The 14,327-nt window shown below is 61.3% G+C and carries 13 protein-coding genes; 10 read left to right on the top strand and 3 right to left on the bottom strand.

Translation table 11 applies throughout. The features are described from left to right. Window positions 1–260: 260 nt before the first annotated feature. Entirely contained in the window at window positions 261–1,301 is a 1,041-nt protein-coding gene (locus tag D8U82_RS14730; RefSeq protein ID WP_130902425.1) for a low specificity L-threonine aldolase, read from the bottom strand. A 126-nt stretch (window positions 1,302–1,427) separates the two neighbouring features. Here D8U82_RS14730 and D8U82_RS14725 point away from each other — a divergent pair, with 126 nt between their 5' ends. The 8 genes from D8U82_RS14725 to fdhA all read left to right on the top strand — a co-directional run bounded on the left by D8U82_RS14725 (window position 1,428) and on the right by fdhA (window position 11,409). After that, window positions 1,428–2,135, top strand: a complete 708-nt coding sequence (locus D8U82_RS14725) for a TraX family protein (RefSeq protein ID WP_130902424.1) — start codon at window positions 1,428–1,430, stop codon at window positions 2,133–2,135. 250 nt (window positions 2,136–2,385) lie between these two features. Continuing rightward, window positions 2,386–3,639: a serine hydroxymethyltransferase gene (glyA, locus tag D8U82_RS14720; RefSeq protein ID WP_024014589.1), complete on the top strand. Its 1,254-nt coding sequence runs from the start codon at window positions 2,386–2,388 to the stop codon at window positions 3,637–3,639. A gap of 21 nt (window positions 3,640–3,660) precedes the next feature. Continuing rightward, window positions 3,661–4,911, top strand: a complete 1,251-nt coding sequence (locus D8U82_RS14715) for a sarcosine oxidase subunit beta (protein WP_016772829.1) — start codon at window positions 3,661–3,663, stop codon at window positions 4,909–4,911. Between the two features lie 14 nt (window positions 4,912–4,925). Then, the gene (locus D8U82_RS14710; protein ID WP_016772830.1) at window positions 4,926–5,255 is read left to right on the top strand and encodes a sarcosine oxidase subunit delta; all 330 of its coding nucleotides are present in this window, start codon (window positions 4,926–4,928) and stop codon (window positions 5,253–5,255) included. Further along, window positions 5,252–8,269 carry a sarcosine oxidase subunit alpha gene (locus tag D8U82_RS14705; RefSeq protein ID WP_130902423.1) on the top strand — a complete coding sequence of 1,006 codons (3,018 nt, stop codon included), beginning with the start codon at window positions 5,252–5,254 and terminating at the stop codon, window positions 8,267–8,269. The genes D8U82_RS14710 and D8U82_RS14705 overlap by 4 nt, the downstream gene beginning before the upstream one ends. A 142-nt stretch (window positions 8,270–8,411) precedes the next feature. Next, entirely contained in the window at window positions 8,412–9,044 is a 633-nt protein-coding gene (gene soxG / locus D8U82_RS14700) for a sarcosine oxidase subunit gamma family protein (protein WP_016772832.1), read from the top strand. 189 nt (window positions 9,045–9,233) lie between these two features. Continuing rightward, window positions 9,234–10,091 (top strand): formyltetrahydrofolate deformylase, encoded by an 858-nt coding sequence (gene purU / locus D8U82_RS14690; protein ID WP_039757644.1) that lies wholly within the window; start codon window positions 9,234–9,236, stop codon window positions 10,089–10,091. A gap of 118 nt (window positions 10,092–10,209) precedes the next feature. Then, window positions 10,210–11,409 carry a formaldehyde dehydrogenase, glutathione-independent gene (gene fdhA, locus D8U82_RS14685; protein ID WP_016772834.1) on the top strand — a complete coding sequence of 400 codons (1,200 nt, stop codon included), beginning with the start codon at window positions 10,210–10,212 and terminating at the stop codon, window positions 11,407–11,409. 58 nt (window positions 11,410–11,467) lie between these two features. Here the strand turns inward: fdhA and D8U82_RS14680 are convergent, their stop codons facing one another. Then, the gene (locus tag D8U82_RS14680; protein ID WP_130902422.1) at window positions 11,468–11,848 is read right to left on the bottom strand and encodes a hypothetical protein; all 381 of its coding nucleotides are present in this window, start codon (window positions 11,846–11,848) and stop codon (window positions 11,468–11,470) included. A gap of 234 nt (window positions 11,849–12,082) precedes the next feature. On the opposite strand from D8U82_RS14680, the gene D8U82_RS14675 reads away from it, so the two are divergent. Next, complete coding sequence (locus D8U82_RS14675) at window positions 12,083–12,640, top strand: DUF2780 domain-containing protein (RefSeq protein WP_130902421.1); 558 nt, start codon at window positions 12,083–12,085, stop codon at window positions 12,638–12,640. A 1-nt stretch (window position 12,641) separates the two neighbouring features. Here the strand turns inward: D8U82_RS14675 and D8U82_RS14670 are convergent, their stop codons facing one another. Next, a complete protein-coding gene (locus D8U82_RS14670) occupies window positions 12,642–13,529 on the bottom strand; it encodes an acyltransferase (protein ID WP_130902420.1) in 888 nt (295 codons plus the stop codon). Window positions 13,530–13,807: 278 nt separating this feature from the next. Between D8U82_RS14670 and D8U82_RS14660 the strand changes: the two genes are divergently transcribed. After that, window positions 13,808–14,314, top strand: a complete 507-nt coding sequence (locus tag D8U82_RS14660) for an ATP-dependent zinc protease (protein ID WP_016772839.1) — start codon at window positions 13,808–13,810, stop codon at window positions 14,312–14,314. Window positions 14,315–14,327 lie beyond the last annotated feature (13 nt).

Here is a 14,327-nt window from a genome sequence, read left to right as displayed (position 1 = left end):
GTCATAGCGGTTTTCAGCCTGTCGCCAAGGGTGAAGCTGGAACGCGGAGCGTCCCTGGAGGCGTTCCCACGCGGAGCGTGGGAACGCCTCCAGGGTGGGCAGATGTGGAGATAAAGATCGTTCCCACGCTCTGCGTGGGAATGCAGCCACTGACGCTCCGCGTCATAGCGGTTTTCAGCCTGTCGCCAAGGGTGAAGCTGGAACGCGGAGCGTCCCGGGAGACATTCCTTTGCTGCGCGTGGGAATGATCATGGGCGGGATCAGGCCGACATGACCTCGCGAATATCGCGCGCCAGTTCGCGTACGCGTTCTTCTTCGGTGTCCCAGGAGCACATGAAACGTGCGCCGCCCTTGCCGATGAAGGTGTAGAAGCGCCAGTTCTTTGCAGTCAACGCAGCGATGGCCGGCTCGGACAGTTGCAGGAACACGCCGTTGGCCTGCACCGGGAACATCAGTTCGACGCCGGGGATGTCGCTGACCAGTTCTGCCAGCAGTTGCGCGCAGTGGTTGGCGTGGCGGGCGTATTTGAGCCAGGCGTCGTTTTCCAGAATGCCGACCCACGGTGCCGACAAAAAGCGCATCTTCGACGCCAGTTGCCCGGCCTGCTTGCAGCGGTAGTCGAAGTCTTCGGCCAGTTTGTGGTTGAAGAACAGGATCGCTTCACCCACCGCCATGCCGTTCTTGGTGCCGCCGAAACACAGCACGTCGACGCCGGCTTTCCAGGTCAGGTCGGCGGGCGAGCAGCCGAGGAATGCGCAGGCGTTGGAGAACCGTGCGCCGTCCATGTGCAGGTGCAGGCCCAGTTCCTTGCAGGTTGCGCTGATGGCGCGGACTTCTTCCGGGGTGTAGACGCTGCCGACTTCGGTGGCTTGAGTCAGGGTTACCACGCGCGGTTTTGGGTAGTGGATGTCCTGACGCTTGAGCGCGACTTCGCGGATCGATTGCGGGCTCATCTTGCCGTTTTCAGTGCCGGCGATCAGCAGCTTCGAGCCGTTGGAGAAGAATTCCGGAGCGCCGCATTCGTCGGTTTCGACGTGGGCGGTTTCCGAGCAGATCACGCTGTGGTAACTCTGGCACAGCGACGACAGGGCCAGCGAGTTGGCGGCGGTGCCGTTGAAGGCGAAGAACACTTCGCAGTCGGTTTCGAACAGTTTGCGGAAATGATCGGCCGCGCGGGCGGTCCATTCATCGTCGCCATAAGCGCGCTGGTGGCCGTGGTTGGCCTGTTCCATGGCAGCCCAGGCTTCCGGGCAGATACCGGAATAGTTGTCGCTGGCGAATTGTTGGCTCTTGTCGGTCATGGCCGGCTTCCGTAATCGAGACTCTTGTGAAGGCTCGTGGTCAATGAGGATGCGCACTTTACCGAAGATCTTCCGGGGAGCACATGCGATGTCGGGTGGGGAAAATTACCAGTTTATGGGCCGATTATGCACCTGAGCCAACGCGACGGTGCCCTGGATCTGCTGAAGTGGCTGGCGTTGCTGAGCATGTTGCTCGATCACCTGCGATATGTCGGCTTCTCCGCCGATTGGCTGTATGTGCCAGGTCGCCTGGCGTTTCCGTGGTTTTGCCTGGCAATGGCGGCGAATCTGGCACGGGACGGTTCGCGCAAAATGGAATGGCGCTATCTGGGCTGGCTGTTGCTGTTCAGCGCCATCAGCGAAGTCCCTTATCGCTTTTATATCCCCGACCCTGACACGTTCAACGTGATGCCGACGCTGGCGCTGGGCTTGCTGGTGGCGCGTGGCTGGCAGGATTCAGCGTCGGTGCCTCGGTTGCTCGCGCTGGCCGCGCTGGTGGTTGCGGCGGTTTTTTCAGAACGACTGATGTTCGGTTTCTTCGGCGTATTGTTGCCATTGGCGATGCTGCTGGTGTTCCGCCGACCCTGGTTCAGCCTGTTGCCGGGGCTGGTGTGTCTGGCGGCGAACCAATGGCAGGTGCTGCTCGAATCGGCGCGCTTCGGCAACAGCGTGGCGATGCTTGGGCTGGCGACGTGTGTGTTTGCGCCGATGCTCGGAATGTTCTTGTTGCGACATGGGCGACATGTCCGGCCTCCACCGATGCGGCGCTGGGCGTATGCCCTGTATCCCGCGCATTTCCTCCTGCTGCTACTTATCCGCCAGCTCGCCGCTTAACCCTGTGGGAGCTGGCTTGCCAGCGATAGCGGTGGTTCAGCCACCATCCATGCCAGATGTGCCGCCGCCATCGCTGGCAAGCCAGCTCCCACAAGGTCATTTCCAGCCATGTCGTAAACGCACCTTTGCGTGGCGTCCGCAGGCATTTGAGCTGTCTGTGCCGGTCATACCATCGCATCAAAGGGCACTGCCATCATTGCCAGTGCCTTACCGAGACGAATGGCGCACAGATGCCGCTGGGAGAGACGCGATGTTCAGCAAGCAAGACCAGATCCAGGGTTACGACGATGCACTGCTGGCGGCGATGAATGCCGAGGAGCAACGTCAGGAAGATCACATCGAGCTGATCGCGTCGGAGAACTACACCAGCAAGCGCGTCATGCAGGCGCAAGGCAGCGGCCTGACCAACAAATACGCCGAAGGCTATCCGGGCAAGCGCTACTACGGCGGCTGCGAGCATGTGGATAAAGTCGAAGCGCTGGCCATCGAACGCGCCAAGCAACTGTTCGGTGCCGACTATGCCAACGTCCAGCCGCACTCCGGCTCCTCGGCCAACAGCGCCGTGTACCTGGCGCTGATCCAGCCGGGTGACACCATCCTCGGCATGAGCCTGGCCCACGGCGGTCACCTGACCCACGGCGCGAAAGTGTCGTCCTCGGGCAAGCTCTACAACGCTGTGCAGTACGGCATCAACACCGACACCGGACTGATCGACTACGACGAAGTCGAGCGTCTGGCCGTCGAGTGCAAACCGAAAATGATCGTTGCCGGTTTCTCTGCTTACTCGAAAACTCTGGACTTCCCGCGCTTCCGTCAGATCGCCGACAAGGTCGGCGCGCTGCTGTTCGTCGACATGGCTCACGTCGCCGGTCTGGTCGCTGCGGGCCTGTACCCGAATCCGCTGCCGTACGCCGATGTGGTCACCACCACCACGCACAAAACCCTGCGCGGTCCGCGTGGCGGGCTGATCCTGGCCAAGTCCAACGAAGAGATCGAGAAAAAGCTCAACGCGGCCGTTTTCCCCGGCGCCCAGGGCGGTCCGCTGATGCACGTCATCGCCGGCAAGGCGGTGTGCTTCAAGGAAGCGCTGGAGCCTGGCTTCAAGGCCTATCAGCAACAAGTGATCGACAACGCCCAGGCGATGGCCAGCGTGTTCATCAAGCGTGGCTACGATGTGGTCTCCGGCGGCACCGACAACCATCTGTTCCTGGTCAGCCTGATCCGTCAGGGCCTGACCGGCAAGGACGCCGATGCCGCGCTGGGCCGTGCGCACATCACGGTCAACAAGAATGCCGTGCCGAACGATCCGCAGTCGCCGTTCGTGACCTCGGGCCTGCGCATCGGCACCCCGGCGGTGACCACGCGCGGCTTCAAGGTCAGCCAGTGCGAAACCCTCGCCGGCTGGATCTGCGACATCCTCGACAACCTCGGCGACGCCGATGTCGAGGCCAATGTCGCCCAGCAGGTCTCGGCCCTGTGCGCAGACTTCCCGGTTTATCGCTGAGTCGGTTTTGGAGTAATGACTATGCAACGCTATTCCGGCTTCGGCCTGTTCAAACACTCGCTCAGCCACCACGAAAACTGGCAGCGCATGTGGCGCACGCCCACCCCGAAAAAAGTCTACGACGTGGTCATCGTCGGCGGCGGCGGGCACGGCCTGGCGACGGCCTACTATCTGGCCAAGGAGCACGGCATCACCAATGTCGCCGTGGTCGAGAAAGGCTGGCTGGGCGGCGGTAACACCGCGCGCAACACCACCATCGTGCGCTCCAATTACCTGTGGGACGAGTCGGCGCACCTCTACGAACACGCGATGAAATTGTGGGAAGGCCTGTCGCAGGATCTCAACTACAACGTGATGTTCTCCCAGCGTGGCGTCTACAACCTGTGCCACACCCTGCAGGACATCCGTGATTCGGAACGTCGGGTCAGTGCCAACCGCCTCAACGGCGTCGACGGCGAATTGCTCGACGCCAAGCAGGTTGCGGACGAGATTCCGTACCTGGACTGCTCGAAAAACACCCGCTACCCGATCATGGGCGCGACCGTGCAGCGTCGCGGCGGCGTCGCCCGTCACGATGCCGTGGCCTGGGGCTTCGCCCGTGCCGCCGATGCCTTGGGCGTGGACCTGATCCAGCAGACCGAAGTGATCGGTTTCCGCAAGGAAAACGGCGTGTGCATCGGCGTTGAAACCAACAAGGGTTTCATCGGCGCCAAGCGCGTCGGCGTGGTGACGGCCGGTAACTCCGGGCACATGGCCAAGCTTGCCGGTTTCCGCCTGCCGATCGAATCCCACCCGCTGCAAGCGCTGGTGTCCGAGCCGATCAAACCGATTATCGACAGCGTGATCATGTCCAACGCCGTCCACGGTTACATCAGCCAGTCCGACAAGGGCGACCTGGTAATCGGCGCCGGTATCGACGGCTACAACGGCTACGGCCAGCGTGGTTCGTACCCGGTGATCGAACACACCATTCAGGCCATCGTCGAGATGTTCCCGGTGCTCTCGCGGGTACGCATGAACCGCCAGTGGGGCGGCATCGTCGACACCACCCCGGACGCCTGCCCGATCATCTCGAAAACGCCGGTACCGAACATGTTCTTCAACTGCGGTTGGGGCACCGGTGGCTTCAAGGCTACACCCGGCTCGGGCAACGTGTTTGCCGCGAGTCTGGCCAAGGGTGAAATGCACCCGCTGGCCGCACCGTTTTCCATTGACCGTTTCCACAACGGCGCGCTCATCGACGAACACGGCGCTGCTGCCGTCGCCCACTAACAGGAGAAATCCCCATGTTGCATATCTTCTGTCCTCACTGCGGCGAACTGCGCTCTGAAGAGGAATTCCACGCATCCGGTCAGGCGCACATCCCGCGTCCGCTGGATCCGAACGCCTGCACCGATGAAGAGTGGGGCGACTACATGTTCTTCCGCGATAACCCGCGCGGTCTGCACCACGAGTTGTGGGACCACGTTGCCGGTTGCCGCCAGTACTTCAACGTCACTCGCGATACCGTGACCTACGAGATTCTCGAGAGCTACAAGATCGGCGAGAAGCCGCAATTCACCGACAAGGCTGGCACTGCGAAAACAGCCACGACGGCGCTGGGAGAGAAGGTATGAGCCAGACCAATCGCCTGTCCAACGGTGGACGGATCGACCGCAACAAAGTGCTGAGCTTCACCTTCAACGGCCAGACCTACAAAGGCTATGAAGGCGACTCGCTGGCCGCCGCACTGATTGCCAACGGCGTCGATATCATCGGCCGCAGCTTCAAGTATTCGCGCCCTCGCGGCATCTTCGCCGCCGGTTCCGAAGAGCCGAACGCGGTGCTGCAGATCGGTGCCACCGAAGCCACGCAGATTCCCAACGTGCGCGCCACGCAACAGGCGTTGTATCAGGGCCTGGTCGCCACCAGCACCAATGGCTGGCCGAGCGTCAACAACGACATGATGGGGATTCTCGGCAAGGTCGGCGGCAAGCTGATGCCGCCGGGTTTCTACTACAAAACCTTCATGTACCCGCAATCGTTCTGGATGACTTACGAGAAGTACATCCGCAAGGCTGCCGGCCTCGGCCGTTCGCCGACCGAGAACGATCCGGACACCTACGACTACATGAACCAGCACTGCGACGTGCTGATCGTCGGTGCCGGCCCGGCCGGTCTCGCCGCTGCCCTGGCCGCTGCGCGCAGCGGTGCCCGAGTGATTCTGGCCGATGAGCAGGAAGAGTTCGGCGGCAGCCTGCTTGATTCCCGCGAAAGCCTCGACGGCAAACCGGCGATGGAATGGGTCGCCAGTGTCATCGCTGAATTGAAGAACACCCCGGACGTGCTGCTGTTGCCGCGCGCCACGGTCAACGGTTACCACGACCACAACTTCCTGACTATTCACGAACGCCTCACCGATCACCTCGGTGACCGCGCGCCGATCGGTCAGGTGCGTCAGCGCATCCACCGTGTCCGCGCCAAGCGCGTGGTGCTGGCGACCGGCGCCCACGAGCGTCCGCTGGTCTACGGCAACAACGACGTGCCGGGCAACATGCTCGCTGGCGCGGTGTCGACTTACGTACGTCGCTATGGCGTGGCGCCAGGCAAGAAGCTGGTGCTCTCGACCAACAACGATCACGCCTATCGTGTCGCTCTGGATTGGCTCGATGCCAGTCTGCAAGTGGTAGCGATCGCTGATGCACGCAGCAATCCGCGCGGTGCATTGGTCGAAGAAGCGCGCGCCAAAGGCATTCGCATCCTCACCGGCAGCGCGGTCATTGAAGTGCGTGGCAGCAAGCGAGTGACCGCTGCACGCGTCGCCGCGATTGACGTAAAGGCCCACGCCGTGAGCAGTCCGGGCGAATGGCTCGACTGCGACCTGGTGGCCAGCTCCGGCGGTTACAGCCCGGTGGTTCACCTGGCTTCGCACCTCGGTGGCAAACCAGTGTGGCGTGAAGACATTCTTGGTTTCGTACCGGGCGAAGCACCGCAGAAGCGCGTGTGCGTCGGTGGCATCAATGGCGTCTACGCGCTGGGCGATTCGCTGGCCGACGGTTTTGAAGGTGGCGTGCGCGCTGCTGCCGAGGCCGGTTTCCAGACCGTTGAAGGCGTGTTGCCGAAAGCCTTGAGCCGTCTCGAAGAGCCGACCCTGGCGCTGTTCCAGGTGCCGCACGAGAAGAGCTCGGCGCGTGCACCGAAGCAATTCGTCGACTTCCAGAACGATGTCACCGCCGGTGGCATCGAACTGGCGACCCGCGAAGGTTTCGAGTCGGTCGAGCACGTCAAACGCTATACCGCGCTGGGCTTCGGCACCGATCAGGGCAAGCTCGGCAACGTCAACGGTCTGGCCATTGCCGCCCGTTCGCTGAACGTCACCATCCCGCAGATGGGCACCACCATGTTCCGTCCGAACTACACGCCGGTGACCTTCGGCGCCGTGGCCGGTCGGCATTGCGGGCACATTTTCGAACCGGTGCGCTACACCGCGCTGCATGCCTGGCATGTGAAGAACGGCGCCGAGTTCGAAGACGTCGGTCAGTGGAAGCGTCCATGGTACTTCCCGAAAAACGGTGAAGACCTGCACGCGGCGGTCAAGCGCGAATGCAAAGCCGTGCGCGACAGCGTTGGCCTGCTCGATGCTTCGACCCTCGGCAAGATCGACATTCAAGGCCCGGATGCCCGCGAGTTCCTCAACCGCGTGTACACCAACGCCTGGACCAAGCTCGACGTGGGCAAGGCTCGCTACGGTCTGATGTGCAAGGAAGACGGCATGGTCTTCGACGACGGGGTGACCGCGTGTCTGGCCGACAACCATTTCGTCATGACCACCACCACCGGCGGCGCCGCGCGCGTACTGCAGTGGCTGGAGCTGTACCACCAGACCGAATGGCCGGACCTGAAGGTGTACTTCACGTCGGTCACCGACCACTGGGCGACGATGACCCTGTCCGGGCCGAACAGCCGCAAGCTGCTCAGCGCCGTGACCGACATCGATCTGAGCAACGAAGCGTTCCCGTTCATGACCTGGAAAGAAGGTCTGGTCGGCGATGTGCCGGCGCGGGTGTTCCGTATCTCGTTCACCGGTGAGCTGTCGTACGAAGTCAACGTGCAGGCCGATTATGCGATGGGCGTGCTGGAGAAAATCGTCGAGGCCGGCAAGCAGTACAACCTGACGCCGTACGGCACCGAAACCATGCACGTGCTGCGGGCGGAGAAGGGCTTCATCATCGTCGGCCAGGACACCGACGGCTCGATGACCCCGGACGACCTGAACATGGGCTGGTGTGTCGGTCGCACCAAACCGTTCTCGTGGATCGGCCAGCGCGGCATGAACCGTGAAGATTGCGTGAAAGATCAGCGCAAACAATTGGTGGGTCTCAAGCCGATCGATCCGACCAAATGGCTGCCGGAAGGCGCGCAACTGGTGTTCAACACCAAGCAGGCGATCCCGATGACCATGGTCGGCCACGTGACCTCCAGCTACGCGCACAACTCCCTCGGTTATTCGTTTGCCATGGGTGTGGTCAAGGGCGGTCTCAAGCGCATGGGCGAGCGGGTGTTCGCACCGCTGGCCGATGGCAGCGTGATCGAGGCGGAAATCGTGTCTTCGGTGTTCTTCGATCCGAAGGGTGAGCGGCAGAACATCTGACAACCTCGGGAGCGGTGGGCGGGCGGCTATTCGCGAGCAGGCTCGCTCCCACATTCGATCGCGTTCCCCTGTGGGAGCGAGCCTGCTCGCGAAGGCGGCGGCACAGCTACCACAGGAACCAACAGAATTCAGAAGGTGCTTTATGACCACAGCCAATGTTTACCAGCAACGCCCGACCACCGGCGCCCGTGCCGAGTCGTCGCTGCACCATGCCGACCTCGCCAGCCTGGTCGGCAAGGGCCGCAAGAATGCCGGCGTGATCGTGCGGGAAAAGAAACTCCTCGGCCACCTGACTATTCGTGGCGATGGCCACGATGCAGCCTTCGCGGCCGGTGTGCACAAAGCGTTGGGCATTGAATTGCCCGGCGCGCTGAGCGTGATCGTCAAAGGCGAAACCAGCCTGCAATGGATGGGCCCGGACGAGTGGCTGCTGATCGTGCCAAGCGGCGAAGAATTCGCCGCCGAGCAGAAACTGCGTGAAGCGCTGGGCGATCTGCACATTGCTATCGTCAACGTCAGCGGCGGCCAGCAGATCCTCGAGCTGAGCGGGCCGAACGTGCGTCAGGTGCTGATGAAATCCACCAGCTATGACGTGCACCCGAACAACTTTCCGGTCGGTAAAGCGGTGGGCACGGTGTTCGCCAAATCGCAGCTGATGATTCGTCATACCGCCGAAGACACCTGGGAACTGCTGATCCGGCGCAGTTTCTCGGATTACTGGTGGTTGTGGTTGCAGGATGCTTCGGCCGAGTACGGCCTTAGCGTTCAGGCCTGAAAGATCAAAAGCTACCCCCTCACCCCAGCCCTCTCCCCCAAGGGGGAGAGGGGAAAGGGAGCAGATAGATGATCGTTCCCACGCTCCGCGTGGGAATGCATCCCGGGACGCTCCGCGTCCCAAGAGCGGACGCAGAGCGTCCATGGCGGCATTCCCACGCAGAGCGTAGGAACGATCAGAGGAAAAAATATGAGCCGCGCCCCAGACACATGGATTCTGACCGCCGACTGCCCCAGCGTCCTCGGCACGGTGGACGCGGTCACGCGTTTTCTGTTCGAGCAGGGCTGCTATGTCACCGAGCACCACTCGTTCGATGACCGCCTCTCGGGGCGCTTCTTCATTCGCGTGGAATTCCGTCAGCCTGATGGTTTCGACGAACAATCTTTCCGCGCCGGGCTGGCCGAGCGCGGACAGGCGTTCGGCATGCTCTTCGAGCTGACCGCGCCCAACTACCGGCCGAAAGTGGTGATCATGGTCTCCAAGGCCGATCACTGCCTCAACGACTTGCTCTATCGCCAGCGCATCGGCCAGTTGTCTATGGACGTCGCGGCGGTAGTGTCCAACCATCCGGATCTCAAGCCGTTGGCCGACTGGCATCAGATTCCCTACTACCATTTCCCTCTCGACCCCAATGACAAACCGGCGCAGGAGCGTCAGGTCTGGCAGGTGATCGAAGAGGCCGGTGCCGAACTGGTGATCCTCGCCCGCTACATGCAGGTGCTGTCGCCGGAGCTGTGCCGCAAGCTCGACGGCAAGGCGATCAACATTCATCACTCCCTGCTGCCGGGCTTCAAGGGCGCCAAACCGTATCACCAGGCTTACAACAAGGGCGTGAAACTGGTTGGCGCGACGGCGCATTACATCAACAACGATCTCGATGAAGGGCCGATCATCGCCCAGGGCGTCGAGGCGGTGGATCACAGTCATTATCCCGAAGACTTGATTGCCAAGGGCCGGGATATCGAAGGCCTGACCTTGGCGCGGGCGGTCGGGTATCACATCGAAAGAAGGGTGTTCCTGAACGCCAACAGAACTGTCGTTCTTTAGCGCAAGCTCCAAGCTCCAAGCCGCAAGAACAAGCGGTCAGCACACTTCTTGCGGCTTGTAGCTTGCCGCTTGAAGCTCAATCAACTCTCTACCCAACAACAAATATAGAGGTGATGGCATGTCTGGCAATCGTGGTGTGGTGTATCTCGGCGCTGGCAAGGTCGAAGTACAGAAAATCGACTATCCGAAAATGCAGGACCCGCGTGGTCGCAAGATCGAGCACGGGGTCATTCTTAAAGTGGTTTCTACCAACATCTGCGGCTCCGACCAACACATGGTGCGCGGTCGGACCACGGCGCAGACCGGTCTGGTGCTGGGTCACGAAATCACCGGCGAGGTGATCGAAAAGGGCTCCGACGTCGAAAACCTGAAGATCGGCGATCTGGTCTCTGTTCCGTTCAACGTGGCTTGCGGGCGCTGCCGTTCCTGCAAGGAGCAACACACCGGCGTCTGCCTGACCGTCAACCCGGCCCGTGCCGGCGGCGCATACGGTTACGTCGACATGGGCGACTGGACCGGTGGCCAGGCCGAATACGTGCTGGTGCCGTACGCCGACTTCAACCTGCTGAAACTGCCGGATCGCGACAAGGCCATGGAGAAAATCCGCGACCTGACCTGCCTCTCCGACATCCTCCCGACCGGTTACCACGGCGCCGTCACTGCCGGTGTTGGCCCGGGCAGCTCCGTGTACATCGCCGGCGCCGGTCCGGTCGGCCTCGCCGCTGCCGCTTCCGCACGCTTGCTCGGTGCTGCGGTGGTGATTGTCGGCGACGTCAACACCATCCGCCTGGCACACGCCAAGGCCCAGGGCTTTGAGGTCGTCGACCTGTCCAAGGACACCCCGCTGCACGAACAGATCGCCGCGCTGCTGGGCGAGCCGGAAGTCGACTGTGCGGTGGACTGCGTCGGTTTCGAAGCACGCGGCCACGGCCACGACGGCGTCAAGGCCGAAGCCCCGGCCACGGTGCTCAACTCACTGATGGGCGTGGTGCGCGTTGCCGGCAAGATCGGTATCCCGGGCCTGTACGTCACCGAAGATCCGGGCGCCGTCGACGCCGCGGCGAAAATGGGCAGCCTGAGCATCCGCTTCGGCCTGGGCTGGGCCAAATCCCACAGCTTCCACACTGGCCAGACGCCAGTGATGAAGTACAACCGCCAACTGATGCAGGCGATCATGTGGGACCGCATCAACATTGCCGAAGTGGTCGGCGTGCAAGTGATCAGCCTCGATCAGGCGCCGGAAGGTTACGGCGAGTTCGATGCCGGCGTACCGAAGAAGTTTGTGATTGATCCGCATAAGTTGTTCAGTGCGGCGTAACGGATCAAGGTGACAAAAAGGGCGGCCGAAATGCCGCCTTTTTCATTTCCGCTAATCGTTATTCATTCGTGCTGTAGGAGCACTGAGTTAACGAAACAGTGCATTGACCGGTTTTCGTCCAATCGCTGGATGTCGATTCGAAGTGAGCGACATCTGCTACCAAGGCAATGTTTCCATAACGGCAACTTATCTGATTGACCAGGATTGGACCGGTTTCGTCTTCGTCTTCGGTAATGTGCGTAACGCTTTCAAACTCAGTGCCCCTGTTGATTTTCAGCTCGTTCGGATTCGCCACCTTCCAGATTCTACCGAAGCTGTCCTTGAGCTCAGAACCATCCCTGGCCTCTTGCATGCCTGAAAGCACGGGGCAGGTGTCTGCCTGTGCGAGGCCTGCAGTAACTGCTAAACAGAGCGGCGTGAATAGTCTTGCGATACGCATGATTCCATTTCCTTGGCGAGTTGAAGGTCAACCATGCCCCGGAAGAATTGCGACGACTACTGTCATATATGACAGTTTATGAGAACCATTAGGAATGAATCGGGTGGGTTTTATCGCGAGCAGTGGTCGGCCGGACTAATATCATTTCCCGGTTCTGGAACAGCTCATTGAGTCTCCGGTCAAAAGGCGCAGCTCCGCCTGTTGATGGAGCCCAAGAAATAAGAGGATGTCTGAATGAAGATTTCACGCGGTTTTGCCCTGGCATCGCTCCTGACTCTGGCCGCCGGGCCGGTGTTTGCCGGTTTCAGTTTGAACGACGTGGCCGGTGCGGTAGCGGGGATGCAGGGTGGTGACAAGGCGGCTGCTTCGGCGCCGACCTCGGAGACCGCTGGTTTGTTGAGTGCTCTGAGTGCACTGGACGTCACGCCGGAGCAGGCCGTTGGCGGTACCAGTGCGATGCTCGGGCTGGCGAAGAATCAGTTGAGCAGCACCGACTATTCGCAACTGGCCAAGGAAGTGCCGGGGATCGACAAGTTGTCCGGTGGCAGCGGCAATCTGGCGGCGCTCGGGGCTTTGCTCGGTTCGTCCGGCAAGTCCGCAGGCCTTGAGAATGCACTGGGCAATGTCAAAGACAGCAACGACCTCAACAACGCGTTCAGCGCGCTGGGCATGGACAGCGGCATGATCGGCCAGTTTGCCCCGGTGCTGCTGCAATACCTCGGTCAGCAGGGCGTCGGCGGTTCGCTGTTGAGCAGCCTGGGCAGCATCTGGGGTGTCGGCACGGGCACCTGAGTCAGCGGCGCTCGTTGCGCAGCTCGACGATGCGCTGATCCTTCTCGGTCCAGAGCTGGTTGACCCAGCTCTGGACGTGTTGGCGAAAGGCCGGATCTTTCTCGTAATCGCCCTGCCACAGCGCCGGGTCGAGTTCGCGGGTCCTGATGTCGATGATCACTCGCGGCACGTTGCCGCTGATCAGATCCCAGAAGCCCGGGATTTTGTCCTGCGGATACACCACCGTCACATCGAGCATCGCGTCGAGTTGTTCACCCATCGCCGCCAGCACGAACGCCACGCCGCCGGCCTTGGGTTTGAGCAAGTGGTTGAACGGTGATTCCTGCTGGGTGCTTTTCGCCAAGGTGTAGCGCGTGCCTTCCAGATAATTCACCACCGTTACCGGCTGGCGCTTGAACAGCTCGCACGCCGCTTTGGTGATTTCCAGATCCTTGCCCGCCAGCTCGGGGTTCTTCACCAGAAAGGCTTTGGTGTAGCGCTTCATGAACGGGTAATCCAGCGCCCACCACGCCAAGCCCAGGAACGGCACCCAGATCAGCTCTTTCTTCAGAAAGAACTTGAAGAACGGCGTGCGCCGGTTGAGGGTCTGGATCAGTGCTGGAATGTCGACCCACGATTGATGGTTGCTGACCACCAGATAGGACGTGTCGCGGCGCAGATCGTCGCCGCCGCGAATGTCCCACTGCGTCGGGATGCACAGCCGGAAGATCAGCTTGTCGATCTCGGCCCAGGTCTCGGCGATCCACATCACCGCCCCCGATGCGTAATCCCGCCAGCGCCCAGGTGCAACCAGCTTGAGCAGGGCGAACACCATCAACGGCCCGATCAGGATCAGGGTGTTGAGCAACAGCAGCAGGGTGACGAAACAGCCGGTGAGCAGGCGGCGCATAAGCAACTCTATGAAGTGGCAGGGGCGAGCCATGATAAGCAGCTTCGCGCAGCAGGCCAAATCGGCGCTGACGAATGTTTCACTTTTTGCCGGGTATGCTTCGCTCAAGATTCGATCTGAATGCACTGGCCTCTTCGCGAGCAGGCTCGCTCCCACAGGGGAATGCATTTCAAATGTGGGAGCGAGCCTGCTCGCGAAGAGGACCGAAGCGAACGAATAACTCGGCGCGTGTCTAAAACTCCAGTCCGCCGCCCTCAATTTCCAAGGAAGCCCCTTACGTGAAATCCCTCCTTGCTCTGTTTGCCCTCGTTGCGCTGCCGGTCATGGCCGCCGAGCCGACGCTGTACGGTCGCTACGAATACATCGCGCTGCCGGAAATCGGTGGCGAAGTGCTCAAGGCCAAGATGGACACTGGCGCGCTGACCGCCTCGCTGTCGGCCAAGGACATCGAGACCTTCACCCGTGATGGCGAAGACTGGGTGCGTTTCCGCCTCGCCACCAAGGACGCCAGCAACAAGGTTTTCGAGCACAAGGTCGCGCGGATCAGCAAGATTAAAAGCCGTTCCGACGAGGACGATGAAGAGCGCGACAGCAGCGATGTCGCCAAGCGCCCGGTGGTCGATCTGGAACTGTGCCTGGGCAACGTCAAACGCACTGTCGAGGTGAATCTGACCGACCGCAGCCACTTCAACTATCCGCTGCTGATCGGCGCCAAGGCCCTGCGCGAGTTCGGCGCGGCGGTCAATCCGGCGCGGCGTTACACCGCCGACAAGCCTGACTGCTAAGTGGTCTGATTGA

The organism is Pseudomonas sp. Sample_23, from assembly GCF_004307595.1.
Taxonomy (GTDB): domain Bacteria; phylum Pseudomonadota; class Gammaproteobacteria; order Pseudomonadales; family Pseudomonadaceae; genus Aquipseudomonas; species Aquipseudomonas atacamensis.
This window is presented reverse-complemented; position numbering and strand designations above follow the sequence as displayed.

What these genes read in the sequence shown, in the direction of transcription:
- D8U82_RS14730 (WP_130902425.1), bottom strand. Translation starts at nt 1,301, where the DNA reads ATGACCGACAAGAGCCAACAATTCGCCAGCGACAACTATTCCGGTATC.
- D8U82_RS14725 (WP_130902424.1), top strand. Translation starts at nt 1,428, where the DNA reads ATGCACCTGAGCCAACGCGACGGTGCCCTGGATCTGCTGAAGTGGCTG.
- glyA (WP_024014589.1), top strand. Translation starts at nt 2,386, where the DNA reads ATGTTCAGCAAGCAAGACCAGATCCAGGGTTACGACGATGCACTGCTG.
- D8U82_RS14715 (WP_016772829.1), top strand. Translation starts at nt 3,661, where the DNA reads ATGCAACGCTATTCCGGCTTCGGCCTGTTCAAACACTCGCTCAGCCAC.
- D8U82_RS14710 (WP_016772830.1), top strand. Translation starts at nt 4,926, where the DNA reads ATGTTGCATATCTTCTGTCCTCACTGCGGCGAACTGCGCTCTGAAGAG.
- D8U82_RS14705 (WP_130902423.1), top strand. Translation starts at nt 5,252, where the DNA reads ATGAGCCAGACCAATCGCCTGTCCAACGGTGGACGGATCGACCGCAAC.
- soxG (WP_016772832.1), top strand. Translation starts at nt 8,412, where the DNA reads ATGACCACAGCCAATGTTTACCAGCAACGCCCGACCACCGGCGCCCGT.
- purU (WP_039757644.1), top strand. Translation starts at nt 9,234, where the DNA reads ATGAGCCGCGCCCCAGACACATGGATTCTGACCGCCGACTGCCCCAGC.
- fdhA (WP_016772834.1), top strand. Translation starts at nt 10,210, where the DNA reads ATGTCTGGCAATCGTGGTGTGGTGTATCTCGGCGCTGGCAAGGTCGAA.
- D8U82_RS14680 (WP_130902422.1), bottom strand. Translation starts at nt 11,848, where the DNA reads ATGCGTATCGCAAGACTATTCACGCCGCTCTGTTTAGCAGTTACTGCA.
- D8U82_RS14675 (WP_130902421.1), top strand. Translation starts at nt 12,083, where the DNA reads ATGAAGATTTCACGCGGTTTTGCCCTGGCATCGCTCCTGACTCTGGCC.
- D8U82_RS14670 (WP_130902420.1), bottom strand. Translation starts at nt 13,529, where the DNA reads ATGCGCCGCCTGCTCACCGGCTGTTTCGTCACCCTGCTGCTGTTGCTC.